The following is a 17,489-nucleotide window of genomic DNA, read 5'->3' as shown; positions in this document are numbered from 1 at the left end:
GGTGCAAGGGGTGGTTGTGCTCGGGCGGTCGCTCAGCTGAGAACGTTGGCGCCGACGAAGAAGTCGGTGTGCTTGATGGAGTGGTTGAGAAGGCTTAGCTCCAGCAGGCCGACATTCTCAAGTGCCCGCGCCATCGACAGCGGCCCGGCGTCCAGCGGACGCAGTCCCAGGCTCTCGATGAAGTCCGACACGCGCGCCTTGGCCGACGCGTCGTCGCCGGCAATGAACACGTCAGCCCGGCGACCGTGAGCTGGGCTGTCCGCCACAACGTTGGCGAACAAAGTGTTGAACGCCTTGACGACATCCGCGCCGGCGGGGGCGGCCTCGGCGATCTCCTGCGCGCCGGAACTGCCTTCGGGGGTGACAAAGCCCGTCAGATCGGGGGTGACGGGGTTGGTGATGTCGACGACGACCTTGCCGCGCAAAGCATCCCCGTACTCGCTGACCACCGCTGCTGCGCTGGCGTACGGCACGGCCAGGATGACGATATCGCCGGCCGGGGCGGTCGCAGCCGTCCCGACGGTGGCGCCGAGCGCGGCGGCCAATTCCTTGGTTTTGACCGGGTCGCGGCCGATGATCTCGACTTCGTTGCCGCCGGCGAGCGCCCGGCCGGCCAGCGCGCCGGCCATGTTCCCCAGGCCGATGATGCTGATGCTGTTCATGAGATATCCCGTCTTGGCCGACGAATCAAAAGGTTGATTCATCAACTTTAGACACACTTTGGATGATTCGTCAACCAACTGGGGTAGCATCTGTGGATGGAACCGAACTGGCTGAAACCTCGTGAAAGCCGCGCCTGGCGAGCGTTCATAGACGCCAACCAACAGATCGAAGCCCACTTGAGCCGGCGCTTGCTGGAGGCCGGCCTGTCCGGGGCCGACTACTCGGTCCTGGCGGCGCTCTCTGCTGTCGACGAAGATCGCATGTCCGCCCGCCAGTTGAGCCAGACGCTGGGCTGGGAGAAGAGCCGTCTCTCCCATCAGGTACGGCGCATGCAGAAAGACGGGCTGGTCGGCCGCGAGCCCAACCCCGACGACGCCCGCAGCACCATGGTCTGTCTGCTGCCGGCCGGCCGCGCCGCGATCGAGAAGGCCGCACCCGGACACGTGCACGACGTCCGCCGGAACTTCATCGACCTGTTCACCCCGGCTGAGCTCGACACGCTCGCCGCCCTCAACGAACGAATCCTGCACCACCTGGCCACACACCGCGACTCCCCCATCGCCGCGAAGCCTTCATAAGTCCTGCCGATGGCGGCCCTGCATCTGGGCCCCGCGCTGTCAGCCTCCGAGCGGCAGTACCTGACGTGCGACGCCACCTGTGAGGTCTGGTTCGAACGCGAGGGTGAGGTCATCGGTTGCGGTCGCTCGACCCGCACCGTCGGCCGACGGCTCCGCCGCGCCCTGGAGCACCGTCACCGCACGTGCGCTGTTCCTGGTTGTGGCGCCGGCCGCGGTCTGCACGCCCATCACATCCGGCACTGGGAGGACGGTGGCGCGACCGAACTGAGCAACCTGGTGCCGCAGGCGCCACCGACGGTCAACTGAAAGTCGGGCCACCGACAGGACCTGATCCGGCCGTCACCCGCGACATTAACTGCACAGATATTGTCTGTTGAGCACACAGTTCACCGGTGGCGAGTACGTCCCGGACAGCACGCCGCGGAAACCACCGGTGGCCGAACCACCCGGCGCGATGATGCGATTCCAATTGGCGGGGCCGACAACATAGTGCGTACCCGAGCGTGCAAAGGTGCTGCTCCAGCTGTGCGAGATGGACTGTCCCACCGGCAGGTCGAATTCAAGCCGCCAATCGGCGAGCGGCGCGGCGCTCCTGTTCGTGATGACGAAGCGGGCAATGAAACCGGTCTGCCACGTCGAGGTCACCGACAGCGTCGCGCTGGCGGCGGCCGCATGCGCCACAGCGGTGGCGGCCAGTCCCAGGATGACAACCAGCAATACCGACGCGCCGACGTGAAGCGCAGTACGTAAGCGCTTCGTACGCCTGTCCAGCCGGCCCATAGCAGCACACCGTAGATCCGCACAGCCGATTTCGGCTGTCGCGGCACGGCCAAGCTGCCGGACGTTGTCTGAACCGACATCGTCACGAAATCTTCGCCTCGTAGCCCCGGGACTGGTCTGACCACTTGACCTCTGGCCAACAATCGGGCAAGTTGGCGGTATGGCTCTGCGGCAGGTGACTCGACGCTCGGTACCCGAACACGTCTTCGAGCAGATCATGTCCGAGGTGCTCAGCGGCGAGATGGCGCCCGGCGAGGTGTTGCCCAATGAGCGCAGGCTCGCCGAAGTCCTGGGCGTCTCCCGGCCGGCGGTTCGCGAGGCACTCAGCCGGCTCAACGCTGCCGGCCTGATCGAGGTCCGGCACGGCGACGGCACCACCGTGCGGGACTACCGCCGTCACGCGGGCCTGGACCTGCTGCCCCGCCTGCTGCTCCGGGGTGAGGAGCTGGACCTGGAAGTCGTGCGCAGCATCCTGGAGGCCCGGCTGCACAACGGGCCCAAAGTCGCCGAGCTGGCGGCCCAACGCAGCGGCCCGCAGGCCGCCGCGGTGCTCGACGGCGCCGTGGACGCCCTTGCCGCCGAAGCGGACCCGGTGCAGCGCCAGCGCGCCGCGCTGACGTTTTGGGACCACGTCGTCGATGCCGCCGACTCCATCGTCTTCCGGCTGATGTTCAACACGCTGCGTGTCACCTACGAGCCGGCCCTGGAAGCCCTGGCGACCGTGATGGCCGTCGAGGTCAGCCATCCCGAGCCGTACCAGCGCGTGGCGCAGGCGATCGCGGCCGGCGACCCGGCGGGCGCCCGGCGCGCCGCGGTCGAACTACTGGAACCGGCCACCGGCGCCCTGCTCACCGCCCTGTCCGGATTGGACGAACAGCGATGACCACCCGTGCGCGAAGCGGCCTCACGCTGTCCGATGCGGGCCGGGAGTTCTGGCGCCACCCCTCCCCCTGGTGCCTGGCGCTGACGTTCATCGCGGCGCTGACCGCCCGGATCGCCGTCGGCGACTGGCAAGTCAGCGATGCTGTGCTGCCGGCACTCATGATCGTCGCTTTTCCGGTGTTCGAGTGGGTCATCCATGTCGGCATCCTGCATTGGCGGCCCCGCTCCGCCGGCCGCTTCACTCTGGATCCGTTGCTGGCGCGCAAACACCGTGAGCATCACCGTGACCCGCGGCAGATCGAGCTGATCTTCATACCCCGCCAGACTCTGCTCTGGTTGATCCCGACGGCCGTCGCGGTGCCGTTGCTCGTCTCCAGCCGGCTCGGCCTGGGACTGACATCGGTGGTCATGTTGACCGGCCTCGGATTGGTTTACGAGTGGACCCATTACCTCATCCACACCGACTACAAGCCGAAAACCCGTGCCTACCGGTTGATTTGGCGCAATCACCGACAGCACCACTTCAAGAATGAGAACTACTGGTTCACGATCACCACCACCGGCACCGCCGATCGACTGCTCGGCACACACCCGGATCAGTCGACGGTACCGACATCCCCGACCGCCAGGAATCTGCACGGCGCGAACCGCTGACGCCGCGACTCACACCGCCCAAGCCGCGAACCCGGGCACCGCGGGAACGCTACGGTTGCCTCACATCGACATCGCCGCCGGCCGCGAAGGAGCACCGCCATGCTGAAGTACGAGATCCACGGCACCGGTGCGCCGCTGGTGCTCGTCCACGGGATCACCCACCGCAGGCAGGCGTGGTATCCGGTGCTCGAGCACCTCACCGACCACCGCACCGTGGTGCTATTCGACCTGCCCGGGCACGGCGAGTCCCACGACCTGGTGGTCCGCGACGGTGACGTGCAAGGAACCCTGCGTACCGAGCTGGTCGCGATGCTGGACCAGTTGGGTCTGGAGCGCCCGCACATCGCCGGAAATTCGCTCGGCGGCCGGATCGCGCTGGAGGCCGCCGCAGATGATCTGGTAGCCAGCGCGACCGTGCTGTCCCCCGCCGCGTACTGGCACAACGCCCTCGATTTCGCCTACATCCGGTTCGTCTTCTGGTGTCTGACCACTAGCGCCCGCGCACTGGCGCCCGTGATCCCCACGCTCGCGCGGTCGGCGCGGGCCAGGCGGATGATGGGCGCGGTGGTGTCGGCCCACCCCGACCGGATCCCGGCCGACGAGTTCGTGGCCGACCTCCACGGCATGCGGCGGGCCGTTCCCGCGATGAAGAAGATCTTCCCGGCCGCCGAAGTGTTCGACCGAGAGATCCCGGCCGACATCCCGGTGACCGTCGCCTGGGCCGCGCGTGACCGGATCCTGCTGCCCTATCAGGCGCGGATCGCCGAGCGACGACTCCCCCAAGCACGCCACATCCGGCTGTCGGGGTGCGGCCATGTGCCGATGGCCGACGATCCCGAACTCGTCGCACGCGTACTGCTCGAGGGCAGCGCCCCCGACCGGCGGGCCGAGGCCTCATAACAAGTCCGGTGAATCTCGGCCTCGTTTGGCGGCTTCACGGCGCGCCGCGAGTGCTTGAATGAGCCGTGGCCAACCGCATTGAGGCGCTGCTCGGGGTCGACTACTCCACGACCTCGATCTGCTCGCGGGCCCGCATCTCGGTGGCCAGGCCGGCCGAGGCACGACCTCGGGTTAAACCGTGACCTCGCCGGGTTCGCGGCGCGGCTCCGCAACCTCATCGGCTCAGTTGTTGGCTGCGCTCGGAGTGATCGCCGTGCCGGCTTTCGGCTGGTTCGGTCAGCATTGGTCCGGCGCAACGACTCTGGTGGTGTACTGGTTCGAGAACGTCGCGATGTGCCTGTTGATGATGGTCCGCATCGCCGTGCACCAACGTCTCTCACCCAAATCCGGTCATTTCCGCTATCGCGGCCCGGGAACCGGCGGCCCGGCGACTTCGTCCTTCTTGTGGGGCTTCACTCTGGTCAGTCTGGCCTTCTGTGCTGCCCACGGGGTCTTCCTCGGAACCATTCTCGCGCTGCTGACTTACAACCGGGCGCCGCAGCTTCAGCTGATCGACCTCGACTGGCGCAGCGTCGGATGGGGATGTCTGTCCGTATTGCTGTTTCTGGCGGTGGGGTTCCTGCTGGATCTGGTCGATCTGCGCCGCTGGTCCTTCCGCGACCTCGAACGCGCCGCCGATGTCGGTCTGGGCCGAGTGATGGTCGTGCATCTGACGTTGCTGCTCGGCTTCGCCGGGATCGCCGCCACGGACGCTCCGGGCACGCTGTTCGGGATTTTCGTCGTCCTCAAGACCCTGGCCGCGCTCAGCGCCGTCATTCCCCAATGGGAGCCCGACCGCCCGCCACGCTGGCTGAGCAACCTGATGAACCGAATGCCCAATGTGCACCCGGGAGAACGCTTCGAGGACTTCTGGGCCCACGATCAAGACCGCGAGCGGGAGCGGCAGCGACGCAACGAGCAGCCCTGGCGGGCGAGGCGATGATGGGCGAAAACCAGGCTTTGGCGCGCCGCCTCGGCACCGGCGACGCGGTCGTGATCGGCCTGGGTTCCATGATCGGCGCCGGAATCTTCGTCGTGCTGGGCCCGGCGGCGCGGGTGGCTGGGGCCGGGCTGTTGATCGGGCTGGCGGTGGCCGCGTTGGTTGCCTACTGCAACGCCACGTCGTCGGCGCGGTTGGCGGCCCGCTACCCGACCTCTGGCGGCGCCTACCTCTACGGCCGCAAGCGGCTCGGTGATTTCTGGGGCTACCTGGCCGGGTGGGCGTTCGTGGCGGGCAAGACGGCCTCGTGTGCGGCGATGGCGCTGACCGTCGGCGTCTATCTGTGGCCGGCGCACAGCCATGCGGTCGCAGTGGCGGCGGTGCTCGCCTTGACGGCGCTGAGTTACACCGGGGTGCAGCGGTCAGCCCGACTTACCCGTGTGATTGTCGCCGTCGTGGTGGTGGTGCTGGCCGCGGTGGTCGTCACATCGTTGCGCGCCGAGCCTGCGGCGGTGCCCCGCATCGATCTGACGGACGTCACGGTGGATGGGGTGCTGCAGTCGGCGGGACTGCTGTTCTTCGCGTTCGCCGGGTATGCGCGCATCGCCACGCTCGGAGAGGAGGTCCGTGCGCCCGCTCGGGTCATCCCCCGCGCGATCCCCCTCGCGTTGGGCATCGCGTTGGCGGTCTACGCCGTCGTGGCGGTGGCCGTGCTAGCGGTCTTGGGTGCGCCGCGGCTGGCGAATGCGGTGTCACCGTTGTCGGAGGCGGTGCAGGCCGCGGGGGCGAATTGGCTGGTGCCCGTCGTGCAGGCAGCTGCGGCGGTGGCGGCGCTGGGTTCGCTGTTGGGGTTGTTGTTGGGGGTGTCCCGCACCACGTTGGCCATGGCGCGGGATCGCCATCTGCCGCACGTACTGGCCGCGGTGCACCCGAGGTTTCAGGTGCCGCACCGGGCCGAACTGCTGATCGGTGTGGTGGTGGCGGCGTTGGCAGCCACCGCGGATCTGCGAAATACCATCGGCTTCTCGTCGTTCGGGGTGTTGATCTACTACGCGGTCGCGAACGCATCGGCGTTGACGCTGCGCCGCGACGAAGGGCGCCCGGCTCCGCTGCTACCGATTCTCGGGGTCCTGGGGTGCGGGACATTGGCGTTCGCCCTGCCGTCGGCATCGGTGGTGTCCGGCGCCGCAGTGATCGGCGGCGGCGCAGCGGTATACGGACTGCGCCGCGCCCGAAGCGCCTGGCGTCGGCGGCGCGCCACGCCCACCCGGTGACGCCCGGGGCTACCCGGAGATCCGGCGCGCGATCTGGCCGTACCGCTCAAAGCGTTCGGGATCGCCGAGAGCGTTGTACAAGACCAGCCGAGTCGCCACTGCGCCATACTTGTCGATCAGCTTGTCGGCCAATTCATCCCAGGTCGACTCGGTCGCAAAGGTGGCCAAGTGTTCGTCGGTGATCTGTGCCGCCATGCCCGCGAAGTCGCCCGCCTTCTGCTTTTCGCGGAGTCGGGCGGTGGTGCCTTCGAAGCCGGCCTCATCCCAGATGAACGCGTAGTTCGGGGTGCTGCCGTAGAAGCTCATGCTGGCGCGCACCAACTCTCGTTCCCGGTGCCGCTCTTCGTCGCTGTCGCCGACGATCGTCATCGCGGGCACGATGATGGCGACCTCCGACGGTGAGCGTCCCGCCTTGCGGGCGCCTTCTGCCACCTTGGGCACCACGTGACGTGTGAGGTAGCCGGGTTCTCCGAGCGGATGGACGTGCACACCGTCGGCCACTTCGCCTGCCATGCGCAGCATCCACGGATTCACCGCTGCGATATCGACTTTGGGATCGGGCGCCTCGATGGGGCCGGGACTCCACTGCGGAGTGATGAAATCGAGCTCGTAGAACTGTCCGTGATGGTCCAACCTTCCCGTCCGGAACGCGGCGAAACACGCCTTCACGGCGAGCACGTAGTCACGCAGCCGAGGGCCGGGACGATCGAACGCTGCGCCGTAGCGCCGCACGACATGGGTACGAACCTGGGTGCCCAGACCGAGTCGAAACCTCCCGGCGGTCGCCTCCTGCAACTCCCAGGCCGTTGCCGCGGTGACGAACGGGCTGCGCGGAAAGGCAACCGCGACCCCGGTCGAAAGCTCCAGTCCGGGAGCGGACTGAGATGCCATGGCGGCGTTCAGATATGCGGTACGACCGGCTTCGGTGAACAGCAGCCCCGAGAAGCCTGCGGCCTGGGTGCGCCGGGCCAATGCACCGACCTCTCCCAAGGGCTGCGGAACGGTCATGACGTCAGTCTGCACGGTGCGATCTTACGTGCCGGTGCGCTGTCGGGAGGTGGTCTGAGCGTGAGCGTCTAACCTGCGACGGCAACCACCACGGCCGCGGCCAGGAACACGATCTCCTCGCCGGTGCGCACCGACAGTCGCGTCGTCATCGACTTGGGCGGAGCCGGCATCCGCGCTGCGTAGATGTTGGCCGGGAACATCGCCAGCATCAGCAGCACGAGACCGGCTGCTGCCGCGCCCCGGGTGACGGGGATCAGCAGGCCGACCGCCCCGGCGAGTTCCAGCACACCGGTCACGCTCACCAGCAGGCCCGGAGCGGGCAGCGCGGGCGGAACGATCGCGATCAGGTCGCGTCGCAGCGGCGGTGCGAAATGCGCCACCCCGGTGACCACGAACATCGCGGCCAGTCCGACGGCGATCGCCCGGATCCAGCCGTCGACGTAGTCGATACCGCACCATCCGGCGATCCGGGCGACGACGCTGCCGACCAGCAGTGCGATCAATGGCGCCACGACCATCCCCCGATCTAGACGTTGCCAAGTTACCGGGGCCGACTTTACGGGTCGTATCTAGCCATTGTCAAGACTCCGGGTATGCTGGCCGTCATGGCTCGCTCGACGTATCACCACGGCGATCTACGCGCGGCGATCCTGGCCGAGGCCGCCCGCATGGTGGCCGAACAGGGCGCGGACCGGGTGTCGCTGCGGGAGCTGGCGCGGGCCGCCGGGGTGTCACATGCGGCCCCGGCGCATCACTTCACCGATCGGCGGGGTTTGTTCACCGCGTTGGCCGCGGAAGGCTTTCGGCTGCTGGCCGACGCACTCACCGCGGCTCGGCCACGGTTCATCGACGCCGCCCTGGCCTACGTGCGGTTCGCCCTCGCCCATCCGGGTCACTACCAGGTGATGTTCGACAAGTCGCTGCTGGACAGCGCGGATCCCGGCCTGACTGCGGCCGAAGCGGCGGCCGCCGCCGAGTTGTCTCGCGGCGTGGCCGGTCTGGCCGACGCGCACGCCCGTGACGACCCGACCGGCGCCGAGCTGGCGGCCTGGTCGCTGGTGCACGGCTTCGCCACGTTGTGGCTCAACGACGCCGTCGACGCGGCGGTGAAGGCCACCGACCCCATGCGCACCGTCGAACGCATCGCCCGCATGCTGTTCGACGACTAGTTTCATCGGCGGAGGTCCCTGGCCGCGGGAGCTCCGAACCTGGTGCGCTGGCTGGCCGGGTGCCGACCGCCGACCGGCATCACCATGACCGGCGGCGGCCCCGGGTGCAGACGCTTCGGGCGTTTCGGGCCCAGGTCTGACATCACCGGCCCCCGCCCCGAGCCGTTGTCGCGCAACCACTGGTCAAGCGCGTTTCACCCTGGTGCCACGGCTGCTGTTTACCGCCGGGAAAAGATCCCCGAATCGGCGTTTGGGGTGCCGTTCCCCGGGGAAATCTGCGCGGCAGCGCGCCTCGGTTCTCAACAGGCAATCCGCCGAGCTGAGACCGCTGACCGTTGTGCAGCGGGGAACAGGTGGGCTCAGCGTTGCGCCCACCGTTCGGTGTCTGGCGGGGCTGCGGCGGCCCACCTGGCGGGAGAGACCTCATGACCGACACCGAACTCAAGCCGGACGTGGCGCACGTCCAATCGCATTACGACCGGTCCAACGAGTTCTTTCGGCTGTGGCTGGATCCCACCATGACCTACAGCTGCGCGTATTTCGAGCGCGAGGACATGACCCTCGAAGAGGCGCAAATGGCGAAGGTGGACCTGGCGCTGGGAAAGCTGGGCCTGCGGCCCGGGATGACGCTGCTCGACATCGGCTCGGGGTGGGGGTCGACGATGCGGCGCGCCATCGAGAAGTACGACGTCAACGTGATCGGGCTGACGTTGAGCGATAACCAGGTGGCGCACTGCGAACGCAAGTTCGCCGAGATGCACAGCCCACGATCCAAGGAGGTGCGGTTACAAGGCTGGGAGCACTTCGACGAACCGGTGGACCGCATCGTGTCGCTGGGCGCCTTCGAGCATTTCGCCGACGGTGTGGGCACCTACGAGCGCTACGACGACTTCTTCAAGATGTGCTATCAGGTACTCCCCGATGACGGGGTGATGCTGCTGCATTCGATCGTGGTGCCTTCCGAAGCGGAAGCCGAGCAGATGGGGCTCAAGCGCACGATGTCGCTGATGCGCTTCATCAGCTTCATCCGCAAGGAGATCTATCCGGGCGGCCGGCTGCCGATGATCTCCGTGGTCGACGAACACGCCACCCGGTGCGGCTTCGAGATCACCCGTCACCACATGATCGGAACGAATTACGTTCGCACGCTGGACACCTGGGCCAAGGCCTTGGAGGCGCACCGGGAGGAAGCGATTGAGCTCAAAGGTGAGCAGATGTACGACACCTTCCTGAAATACCTGACCGGCTGTCGGGAGCTTTTCCGCGACGGCTACACCGACGTCTGCCAATTCACGATGGAGAAGCCGACCAGGTAAGGACACCGGAGGTGACGACGATGACCGATTTGAAGCCGTTCTACGAAGAATCCCAGGCGGCTTACGACATCTCGGATGAGTTCTTCGCGCTGTTCTTGGACCCGAGCATGGCCTATACCTGTGCGTACTTCGAGCGCGACGACATGAGCCTGGAAGAAGCCCAGAACGCCAAATACGATCTGGCATTGCGCAAATTGAACCTGGAACCCGGCATGACTGTGCTCGATATCGGGTGCGGCTGGGGTGCCGGGCTGGTACGCGCCGTGACCATGTTCGACGTCAACGTCATAGGCATCACGCTCAGCCGCAACCACTGCGCCTACAGTGCCGCTAGTTTGGCGAGGTTGCCGACCGACCGTCATGTCGAGGCCCGCCTACAAGGCTGGGAGGAATTCGACGAACACGTCGACCGTATCGTCACCGTGGAGGCGTTCGACGCGTTCAAGAAGTCCCGCTACGCCGCATTCTTCGAGCGCGCCCACGATTTGTTGCCCGACGACGGCCGGCTGTTGCTGCACAGTATCTTCACCCGCCCGCAGACCTATTGGCGCGAGCACGGTATCCGAATCACCATGAACGATCTGCGGTTCGTCCGGTTCCTGGGAAAGGAGATCTTCCCAGGCGGCCAGATGGCGGGCCTCGACGACATCTATGACTACTCGAAGGCCGCGGGTTTCCGCCTCGAGCACACCGAGTTCCTGCCCGAACACTACGTGCGGACCCTGGAGATCTGGGCGGCCAACCTGTCGGCCAACCGCGAACGCGCGATCACGCTGCAGTCCGAAGAGGTTTACCAGCGCTACATGCGTTACCTCACCGGCTGTGCGGATCTGTTCCGCCGCGGTATCAGCAACGTCGGCCAGTTCACCCTCAGCAAGTGATCCGCCGTCAGGAAACCGGATAACGACCATGGCCAGGTTCTCGACGGGCAACGGATTTCCCGATGTGGTTGTCACCGGCGTCGCCATGACGACGGCACTCGCCGCGACCGTGGACGACACCTGGAAGAAATTGCTGGACGGGCAAAGCGGCATCCGCCACCTCGACGATCCGTTCGTCGAGCAGTACAACCTGCCGGTGCGCATCGGCGGACACCTACTCGAAGACTTCGACCACGAACTGACCCGCAAGGAACTGCACCGGTTGTCGTATCTGCAGAAGATGTCCACCGTGTTGGGCCGACGGGTCTGGGTCAACGCCGGATCCCCCGAGGTCGACACCCGCCGGCTGATGGTGTCGATCGGCACCGGCCTGGGCTCCCCGGAAGAACTGGTCTGGGGCTATCAAGGCATGGTCGAGCGCGGCATGAAAGGCGTCTCGCCGTTGGGAGTTCAGAAGTACATGCCCAACGCGGCGGCCGCCGCGGTCGGGCTGGAACGCGGCGCCAAGGCCGGGGTGCTGACACCGGTCTCAGCATGCGCCTCCGGAGCCGAGGCCATCGCCCAAGCCTGGCGTGACATCGTCTACGACGAAGCCGACATCGCCATCTGCGGCGGGGTGGAGACCAAGATCGAGGCGGTACCGATCGCCGGCTTCGCCGCCATGCGCATCGTGTTGTCGACGACCAACGACGACCCGGCCGGCGCCTGCCGCCCTTTCGACCGGGACCGCAACGGCTTCGTGTTCGGCGAGGGCGCCGCGATGATGGTCATCGAAACCGAAGAGCACGCCAAAGCGCGCGGCGCCACCATCCTGGCCCGGCTGATGGGCGCGGCGATCACCTCCGACGGCTACCACATCGTGGCGCCCGACCCCACCGGCGAACGGGCCGGCTACGCCATGACCCGGGCGATCGAACTCGCCGGGCTGGCACCGGCTGACATCGACCACATCAACGCCCACGCGACCGGTACCCGCATCGGTGATCTGGCCGAGGCCCAGGCCATCCACACTGCGATGGGCAGCCACCAGCCAGCCGTCTATGCACCGAAATCCGCGCTGGGCCATTCAGTCGGCGCGGTCGGAGCCGTCGAGGCGATCCTGACCGTGCTGGCGCTACGCGACGGGGTTATCCCGCCCACGCTGAACTTGAACCAGCTTGACCCGGAAATCGTATTGGACGTAGTGGCCGGCCATCCACGGTCGGGCGACTACCGCTATGCGATCAGCAATTCGTTCGGGTTCGGCGGACACAACGTGGCCCTGGCCTTCGGCACCTACTAGTACTAGAAAGCAGTTGCGTTATGCCCAAGGACCTCGAACCGCATTTCGACGACGTACAGGCCCACTACGACCTGTCCGATGAGTTCTTCCGGCTGTTCCTCGATCCCAGCCAGACCTACAGCTGCGCCTACTTCGAACGCGACGACATGACCCTGGAACAGGCCCAGCTCGCCAAGATCGATCTGTCACTGGGCAAGCTCGGATTGCAGCCGGGAATGCTGCTGCTCGACATCGGCTGCGGCTGGGGGGCGACCATGCGCCGCGCCATCGAGAAATACGACGTCAACGTCGTCGGCCTGACCCTGAGCAAGAACCAGGCCGTGCACGCCCAGGCCTCACTCGACGCGATGGACACCCCGCGCAGCCGCCAGGTACTGCTGGAAGGCTGGGAATGCTTTGACGACCCGGTCGACCGCATCGTCTCCATCGGCGCGTTCGAGCACTTCGGCCATGACCGCTACGAGGATTTCTTCGCCATGGCCCACCAGGTCCTGCCACCGCACGGGGTGATGCTGCTGCACACCATCTCCGGCCTGACGCTTCCGCAGATGAAGGAGCGCGGCCTGCCGTTGACGTTCGCGATGGCCCGCTTCATCAAATTCATCGTCACCGAGATCTTCCCGGGCGGGCGGTTGCCCACCATCGAGATGGTTGAAGGCCACGCCGCGAGCGCCGGGTTCTCGCTGACCCGCCGTCAATCCCTGCAGCAGCACTACGTGAGAACACTCGACTGCTGGGCGACCGCGCTGGAAGCCCACCGCGATGAGGCCATCGCGATCCAGTCCCAGGAGGTCTACGACCGCTACATGCACTACCTGACCGGCTGCGCCAAAGGGTTCCGCGAGGGGTACATCGACGTCAACCAGTTCACTCTGCAGAAATAGGACCGATATGACCGACGCATCCACCGGCGCCGAGCAAATGCATCCGCATTTCGAGGACGTCCAGGCCCACTACGACCTGTCCGACGACTTCTTCGGCCTGTTCCAGGACCGCACCCGTACCTACAGTTGCGCCTACTTCCAAGACCCGGATGCCACGTTGGAGCAGGCACAGCTGGCCAAGATCGATCTCAATCTCGACAAATTGCGCCTGCTGCCCGGTATGACGCTGCTCGACATCGGCTGCGGGTGGGGCGCCACCATGAAACGCGCCCTGGAGAAATACGACGTCAACGTCGTCGGTCTGACGCTATCGAGGAACCAGCACGCCTACGCGCAGCAGTTGATCGACACCGCCGACTCCGGTCGCGACCGCCAGGTTCTGCTGCACGGCTGGGAGGAATTCAGCGCGCCGGTCGACCGCATCGTCTCTATCGAGGCATTCGAGCACTTCGGGCATGATCGCTACAACGAGTTCTTCGCGCGGTGTTACGACATCCTGCCCGACGACGGCCGAATGGTGATCCAGAGCAGCGTCAGTTTCCACCCCTACGACCTCAACGCCCGCGGCAAGAAGCTCACCTTCGAAACCGCGCGCTTCATCAAGTTCATGGTCACCGAGATCTTCCCCGGCGGTCGGCTGCCCACCACCGAGATGATGATTCAGCACGGCGAGAAGGCCGGCTTCGTGGTCCCGGAAGCCGTCTCCCTGCGACCGCACTACATCAAGACTTTGCAGATCTGGGGTGACGCGCTGGAAGCCCGCAAGAACGAGGCCGTCGCGATCCAATCCGAGCAGGTCTACCAGCGCTACGTGAAGTACCTGCGAGGGTGCCAGCACTACTTCACCGACGAGATGCTCGATGTCAGCCTGGTCAGCTACCACAAGCCCGGGGCCGAACCGACCACGACACGGTGAGTCCGGGTCCCCGGGCCAGCGGCGGTGGGCCGATCAGCCCAGTGCTGCGATGGCCGCGTCGTAGTCGGGCTCGTTGGCGATCTCGGTTACCAGCTCGGTGTAGACAACCTTGCCGTCGGCGTCGATGACTACCACGGCACGCGCCAGCAGCCCGGCCATCGGACCGTCGGCGATGGTCACCCCGTAATCACCGCCGAAGTTCGACCGGAAGGCCGAGGCCGTCGTCACGTTCTCGATGCCCTCCGCACCGCAGAAGCGCTGCTGCGCGAACGGCAGATCGTTGGACACGCACACCACGGTCAGACCGCTGGCGGCGGCGCGTTCGTTGAACGTTCGCACGCTCGTCGCACACACCGGGGTGTCGATGGACGGGAAGATGTTCAGCAATACCGGCTTGCCGCCGAACTGAGCACTCTCGACCACACCGAGGTCCGTTCCGGTCAGTGAGAATGCGGGCGCCGCATCCCCCACCGCGGGTAGTTCGCCGACCGTCGTCACTGGATTTCCACGCAAAGTTATCTGTGCCACGCATGTAGTGTGCCAGTTGCGGCCCTCGCTGCGGAAGGCAGCGCCGATCAGCCCTCGGATTGCCGATTTGGAGGCTTACCAAACCCGTTGTCCGCCAGTAGTTTTAGTAGCCATTGCCAGTGCCGATCTCATCCGGTACCGTGCGCTCATGGCCGATCGAAACCGTCGCTTCCTGCTCCGCGAGCGCCCCACCGGCCGCATCGGTCCGGACACCTTCGAGTTCAGCGAACAGGCGGTGCCGGCGATTGGCGACGGCGAGGCATTGGTGCGCGTCGAGTGGATCTCGCTGGACCCCACCAACCGCATGTGGATCAACGACACGCCGTCGTACCTGCCGCCGGTCGGCATCGGCGAGGTCATGCGCGCGGCCGGACTCGGTGAAGTCGTCGCGTCGAACAATCCGAATTATCCGGTCGGCCAGATCGTGCAGGGTCTGACCGGCTGGCAGGACTATGTGGTCGTCTCGGACGCCATGCCGTTGTTCCCCGTCGACGTCGCCGACGGTGTCTCACCGAGCGCCTACCTGGGTGCACTCGGGATGACCGGACTCACCGCGTGGGTCGGAATCCGCGACATCGGCAAACCCAAACCCGGCGAGACCGTCGTCGTCTCGGCCGCGGCAGGCGCGGTCGGTTCGGTCGCCGGTCAGCTGGCCAAGGCCGACGGCGCGCGTGTCGTCGGGATCGCCGGCGGCCCACAGAAGTGCGCGCTGCTGACCGATCAGCTCGGTTTCGATGCGGCCGTGGACTACCGCGCGGATGACTGGGCCGCCCGGCTTGCCGCCGCGACCCCCGACGGGATCGACGTCGACTTCGAGAACGTCGGCGGCGACATCATGGATGCGATCTTTGCGCGCGTCAACATCGGCGCCCGGATCGCGCTCTGCGGGCTGATCTCCGGTTACAACGCGACCGACCCGCAGCCCGGGCCGCGCGCGTTCGGGAACCTGCTCATCCAGCGGGCAACGCTGCAGGGCTTCATCGTGCTCGACCACTTCCTGCGCGCACCGGAGGCCAGCAGCGAGATCGCCGAGCTGATCTCCGCCGGAAAGCTCACGCCGCTCGAGACCGTCGTCGAGGGCTTCGAGCAGCTCCCGACGGCCATCAACATGCTGTTCGACGGCAAGAACGTCGGCAAGCTCGTGGTGAAGACCGCCGGCTAGATCCGGTTACACCGGGCCGCGAACGTACTTTCGGTAGCTGACTGCCGGTGTGCGGCGCAGCCGGCTGTAGCGTTGCGCAGGTGAATTCTTTTCGTGCGCCCTATTTCGTCGCTGCCGGTGTCGTCTGCTTGGGGATGACGCTGACCGGGTGCGGCGGCTCCGACAGCAATACCTCCTCCGAACGCACCTCGACGGTCACGGATCTGTTCGTGCCGCCGGCCAACCAGACGCCGTCGGTATGCCCGTCGTCGGCGCCGGCCGACGGCGGCGCCGCCGATTGGACGCTGCCCGGCGCGACCGGCAGTGTCGCGGTGACCGGTTCCACCGACACCGCTGCGCCGCGGGTCGCCGTGGAGGCGCCGTTCAAGGTGACCCAGACGCAGGTGCAGACGCTCACCGCCGGCGACGGACCGGTTGTGGCGGACACCGCGACTGTCTCGGTCTGTTACATGGGCGTCAACGGACGTGATGGTTCGGTGTTCGACAGCAGCTATGAACGCGGCGAGCCGGTGGAATTCGGGCTCGACCGCGTTGTGCCGGGTTTCCAGAAGGCCATCGCCGGCCAGCAGGTCGGGTCGACGGTGGCGGTCGCGATGGTTCCCGCCGACGGCTACCCCGAGGGCCAGCCGGCCGCGGGCATTCTGCCGGGCGACACGCTGGTCTTCGCGATCAAGATCCTCAAGGCGCGCTGAGCCGCGGCCGAATGGAATCGGCCCAGCAGGGCTGAGGCGTTACTGCGGGTGCGCGGCCAGGTACTCGCCGACCGGAATCCGCGTCGTCGAGACGTACCCGATCGGCAGCAGCAGATCCCCGGCTGTGGTGCGGTAGTAAGTGTCCCAGCGGTAGTAGCTCGCGAACCCGGCCGGATCGCCGCCGATGACCGCGGCATAGTCGTTGACCGCGCGCACGTAGTGGTCGGAATGGTTGTAGCCCCAGATCGCCTTGTCCCGATTGGTGGCAAACCCATTGGCGGCCAACAGCCGTCCGGCCGCCATGATGGCATCGCGTGGCGAGTTGATGTCGCCGCCGTTGCCGTAGGCGGCGAACGTCGAGGGCAGGAATTGCATCGGGCCCTGTGCGGCGTCATCGCTGACGCCGTTGATACGGCCGAATCCGGTCTCGACGAAGTTGATCGCCGCCAGGTAGTTCCACGGCACACCGGAGGCGGCCTCGGCGGCACGGTAGGCGGCCATCAGCTCGTTGGCCGGCACCGGTGGCACCACCCGCCACGGCGGCATGGTGGATTTGGGCTCGGTGAGCGCCATGAGCTGCCGGCGGGCGTCGATGTTGCGGTCGTAGACTTCCAGCAGTGCGGCTGGGATCTGCGGACGTGCGACCGCGTCCCACTCGGGATGCGCACCGAGCGTGCGATAGGCGACCTGCTGGCGACGGGCCGCGGCCGCGAGTACCTGCTCGGGCGCGGACGGGTTCCGCAGCGCCCGATCGGCGGCGACCAGGTCGGCGACCACCGCGGCGGGATCCGGTCCCGGCGCCGCACCGGCGGGTACTGTCCCCGTCACCGTAAAAACGAGGGCGAACACGGCGAGAGCACGCAGCAACCGAACAGGCATACCGATCATCTTGGCGCGTGAACCGGCCGAAACGCCGCAAGGCGGCGGGCCGCAGCGTTCCG

The 17,489-nt window shown here is 66.6% G+C and carries 20 protein-coding genes and 1 pseudogene; 15 read left to right on the top strand and 6 right to left on the bottom strand.

The window, feature by feature from the left end; genetic code table 11:
- Positions 1 to 32: 32 nt before the first annotated feature.
- On the bottom strand, positions 33 to 662 hold the full coding sequence (locus ACAG20_RS03185) for an NADPH-dependent F420 reductase (RefSeq protein WP_112683681.1): 630 nt from the start codon (positions 660 to 662) through the stop codon (positions 33 to 35).
- Positions 663 to 758: 96 nt separating this feature from the next.
- Between ACAG20_RS03185 and ACAG20_RS03180 the strand changes: the two genes are divergently transcribed.
- Positions 759 to 1,241, top strand: coding sequence for a MarR family winged helix-turn-helix transcriptional regulator (locus ACAG20_RS03180; protein ID WP_112683682.1), 483 nt, complete (start codon positions 759 to 761; stop codon positions 1,239 to 1,241).
- Positions 1,242 to 1,253: 12 nt separating this feature from the next.
- Positions 1,254 to 1,532: pseudogene (locus ACAG20_RS03175) on the top strand (DUF222 domain-containing protein); the annotation flags it as partial.
- Between the two features lie 60 nt (positions 1,533 to 1,592).
- On the opposite strand, the gene ACAG20_RS03170 reads toward ACAG20_RS03175, so the two are convergent.
- Positions 1,593 to 2,021: a cellulose-binding domain-containing protein gene (locus ACAG20_RS03170; RefSeq protein ID WP_112683683.1), complete on the bottom strand. Its 429-nt coding sequence runs from the start codon at positions 2,019 to 2,021 to the stop codon at positions 1,593 to 1,595.
- A gap of 160 nt (positions 2,022 to 2,181) precedes the next feature.
- Here ACAG20_RS03170 and ACAG20_RS03165 point away from each other — a divergent pair, with 160 nt between their 5' ends.
- The 5 genes from ACAG20_RS03165 to ACAG20_RS03145 all read left to right on the top strand — a co-directional run bounded on the left by ACAG20_RS03165 (position 2,182) and on the right by ACAG20_RS03145 (position 6,710).
- Positions 2,182 to 2,904: a FadR/GntR family transcriptional regulator gene (locus ACAG20_RS03165; RefSeq protein ID WP_370491501.1), complete on the top strand. Its 723-nt coding sequence runs from the start codon at positions 2,182 to 2,184 to the stop codon at positions 2,902 to 2,904.
- Entirely contained in the window at positions 2,901 to 3,557 is a 657-nt protein-coding gene (locus ACAG20_RS03160; RefSeq protein ID WP_370491500.1) for a sterol desaturase family protein, read from the top strand. The genes ACAG20_RS03165 and ACAG20_RS03160 overlap by 4 nt, the downstream gene beginning before the upstream one ends.
- 99 nt (positions 3,558 to 3,656) lie before the next feature.
- Entirely contained in the window at positions 3,657 to 4,457 is an 801-nt protein-coding gene (locus tag ACAG20_RS03155) for an alpha/beta fold hydrolase (protein ID WP_112683686.1), read from the top strand.
- A 178-nt stretch (positions 4,458 to 4,635) separates the two neighbouring features.
- Complete coding sequence (locus tag ACAG20_RS03150; RefSeq protein WP_370491499.1) at positions 4,636 to 5,439, top strand: DUF6498-containing protein; 804 nt, start codon at positions 4,636 to 4,638, stop codon at positions 5,437 to 5,439.
- Complete coding sequence (locus tag ACAG20_RS03145; protein WP_370491498.1) at positions 5,439 to 6,710, top strand: APC family permease; 1,272 nt, start codon at positions 5,439 to 5,441, stop codon at positions 6,708 to 6,710. Before ACAG20_RS03150 ends, ACAG20_RS03145 begins: the two co-directional genes overlap by 1 nt.
- Before the next feature lie 9 nt (positions 6,711 to 6,719).
- Here ACAG20_RS03145 and ACAG20_RS03140 read toward each other — a convergent pair whose 3' ends face one another.
- Both ACAG20_RS03140 and ACAG20_RS03135 read right to left on the bottom strand, forming a co-directional pair.
- Positions 6,720 to 7,733, bottom strand: a complete 1,014-nt coding sequence (locus ACAG20_RS03140) for a TIGR03617 family F420-dependent LLM class oxidoreductase (protein WP_370491497.1) — start codon at positions 7,731 to 7,733, stop codon at positions 6,720 to 6,722.
- Between the two features lie 53 nt (positions 7,734 to 7,786).
- On the bottom strand, positions 7,787 to 8,230 hold the full coding sequence (locus ACAG20_RS03135; protein ID WP_165824894.1) for a DoxX family protein: 444 nt from the start codon (positions 8,228 to 8,230) through the stop codon (positions 7,787 to 7,789).
- A gap of 93 nt (positions 8,231 to 8,323) precedes the next feature.
- On the opposite strand from ACAG20_RS03135, the gene ACAG20_RS03130 reads away from it, so the two are divergent.
- From ACAG20_RS03130 to ACAG20_RS03105, 6 genes are all read left to right on the top strand, one after another.
- Positions 8,324 to 8,887: a TetR/AcrR family transcriptional regulator gene (locus tag ACAG20_RS03130; protein ID WP_370491496.1), complete on the top strand. Its 564-nt coding sequence runs from the start codon at positions 8,324 to 8,326 to the stop codon at positions 8,885 to 8,887.
- A 425-nt stretch (positions 8,888 to 9,312) separates the two neighbouring features.
- On the top strand, positions 9,313 to 10,203 hold the full coding sequence (locus ACAG20_RS03125; protein ID WP_370491495.1) for a cyclopropane mycolic acid synthase family methyltransferase: 891 nt from the start codon (positions 9,313 to 9,315) through the stop codon (positions 10,201 to 10,203).
- A 20-nt stretch (positions 10,204 to 10,223) separates the two neighbouring features.
- A complete protein-coding gene (locus tag ACAG20_RS03120; protein WP_112683725.1) occupies positions 10,224 to 11,084 on the top strand; it encodes a cyclopropane mycolic acid synthase family methyltransferase in 861 nt (286 codons plus the stop codon).
- A 28-nt stretch (positions 11,085 to 11,112) separates the two neighbouring features.
- On the top strand, positions 11,113 to 12,366 hold the full coding sequence (gene kasB / locus ACAG20_RS03115; RefSeq protein WP_370491494.1) for a 3-oxoacyl-ACP synthase KasB: 1,254 nt from the start codon (positions 11,113 to 11,115) through the stop codon (positions 12,364 to 12,366).
- Between the two features lie 20 nt (positions 12,367 to 12,386).
- Positions 12,387 to 13,250 carry a cyclopropane mycolic acid synthase family methyltransferase gene (locus ACAG20_RS03110; protein WP_370491493.1) on the top strand — a complete coding sequence of 288 codons (864 nt, stop codon included), beginning with the start codon at positions 12,387 to 12,389 and terminating at the stop codon, positions 13,248 to 13,250.
- Positions 13,251 to 13,257: 7 nt separating this feature from the next.
- Positions 13,258 to 14,166: a cyclopropane mycolic acid synthase family methyltransferase gene (locus ACAG20_RS03105; RefSeq protein ID WP_370491492.1), complete on the top strand. Its 909-nt coding sequence runs from the start codon at positions 13,258 to 13,260 to the stop codon at positions 14,164 to 14,166.
- A 33-nt stretch (positions 14,167 to 14,199) separates the two neighbouring features.
- Here ACAG20_RS03105 and tpx read toward each other — a convergent pair whose 3' ends face one another.
- Positions 14,200 to 14,694 carry a thiol peroxidase gene (tpx, locus tag ACAG20_RS03100; RefSeq protein ID WP_112683695.1) on the bottom strand — a complete coding sequence of 165 codons (495 nt, stop codon included), beginning with the start codon at positions 14,692 to 14,694 and terminating at the stop codon, positions 14,200 to 14,202.
- Between the two features lie 148 nt (positions 14,695 to 14,842).
- Here tpx and ACAG20_RS03095 point away from each other — a divergent pair, with 148 nt between their 5' ends.
- Positions 14,843 to 15,856 (top strand): NADP-dependent oxidoreductase, encoded by a 1,014-nt coding sequence (locus ACAG20_RS03095; protein WP_370491491.1) that lies wholly within the window; start codon positions 14,843 to 14,845, stop codon positions 15,854 to 15,856.
- Between the two features lie 134 nt (positions 15,857 to 15,990).
- Entirely contained in the window at positions 15,991 to 16,548 is a 558-nt protein-coding gene (locus ACAG20_RS03090; protein ID WP_370491729.1) for an FKBP-type peptidyl-prolyl cis-trans isomerase, read from the top strand.
- Between the two features lie 39 nt (positions 16,549 to 16,587).
- On the opposite strand, the gene ACAG20_RS03085 is transcribed toward ACAG20_RS03090, so the two are convergent.
- Positions 16,588 to 17,427 carry a lytic transglycosylase domain-containing protein gene (locus ACAG20_RS03085; protein ID WP_370491490.1) on the bottom strand — a complete coding sequence of 280 codons (840 nt, stop codon included), beginning with the start codon at positions 17,425 to 17,427 and terminating at the stop codon, positions 16,588 to 16,590.
- Positions 17,428 to 17,489: the final 62 nt, after the last annotated feature.

Source organism: Mycobacterium sp. pW045 (genome assembly GCF_041287085.1).
GTDB lineage: Bacteria > Actinomycetota > Actinomycetes > Mycobacteriales > Mycobacteriaceae > Mycobacterium > Mycobacterium algericum_A.
Note: the sequence above shows the minus strand (reverse complement) of the source record. Positions and strands in the feature narration are given on the sequence as shown.

Bases quoted from the DNA above. Each gene is read 5' to 3' on its own strand.
- ACAG20_RS03125 (WP_370491495.1), top strand. From the start codon at position 9,313: ATGACCGACACCGAACTCAAGCCGGACGTGGCGCACGTCCAATCGCAT.
- ACAG20_RS03185 (WP_112683681.1), bottom strand. From the start codon at position 662: ATGAACAGCATCAGCATCATCGGCCTGGGGAACATGGCCGGCGCGCTG.
- ACAG20_RS03130 (WP_370491496.1), top strand. From the start codon at position 8,324: ATGGCTCGCTCGACGTATCACCACGGCGATCTACGCGCGGCGATCCTG.
- ACAG20_RS03110 (WP_370491493.1), top strand. From the start codon at position 12,387: ATGCCCAAGGACCTCGAACCGCATTTCGACGACGTACAGGCCCACTAC.
- ACAG20_RS03155 (WP_112683686.1), top strand. From the start codon at position 3,657: ATGCTGAAGTACGAGATCCACGGCACCGGTGCGCCGCTGGTGCTCGTC.
- ACAG20_RS03160 (WP_370491500.1), top strand. From the start codon at position 2,901: ATGACCACCCGTGCGCGAAGCGGCCTCACGCTGTCCGATGCGGGCCGG.
- ACAG20_RS03120 (WP_112683725.1), top strand. From the start codon at position 10,224: ATGACCGATTTGAAGCCGTTCTACGAAGAATCCCAGGCGGCTTACGAC.
- ACAG20_RS03095 (WP_370491491.1), top strand. From the start codon at position 14,843: ATGGCCGATCGAAACCGTCGCTTCCTGCTCCGCGAGCGCCCCACCGGC.
- ACAG20_RS03085 (WP_370491490.1), bottom strand. From the start codon at position 17,427: ATGCCTGTTCGGTTGCTGCGTGCTCTCGCCGTGTTCGCCCTCGTTTTT.
- kasB (WP_370491494.1), top strand. From the start codon at position 11,113: ATGGCCAGGTTCTCGACGGGCAACGGATTTCCCGATGTGGTTGTCACC.
- ACAG20_RS03145 (WP_370491498.1), top strand. From the start codon at position 5,439: ATGGGCGAAAACCAGGCTTTGGCGCGCCGCCTCGGCACCGGCGACGCG.
- ACAG20_RS03170 (WP_112683683.1), bottom strand. From the start codon at position 2,021: ATGGGCCGGCTGGACAGGCGTACGAAGCGCTTACGTACTGCGCTTCAC.
- ACAG20_RS03105 (WP_370491492.1), top strand. From the start codon at position 13,258: ATGACCGACGCATCCACCGGCGCCGAGCAAATGCATCCGCATTTCGAG.
- ACAG20_RS03165 (WP_370491501.1), top strand. From the start codon at position 2,182: ATGGCTCTGCGGCAGGTGACTCGACGCTCGGTACCCGAACACGTCTTC.
- ACAG20_RS03090 (WP_370491729.1), top strand. From the start codon at position 15,991: ATGACGCTGACCGGGTGCGGCGGCTCCGACAGCAATACCTCCTCCGAA.
- ACAG20_RS03180 (WP_112683682.1), top strand. From the start codon at position 759: ATGGAACCGAACTGGCTGAAACCTCGTGAAAGCCGCGCCTGGCGAGCG.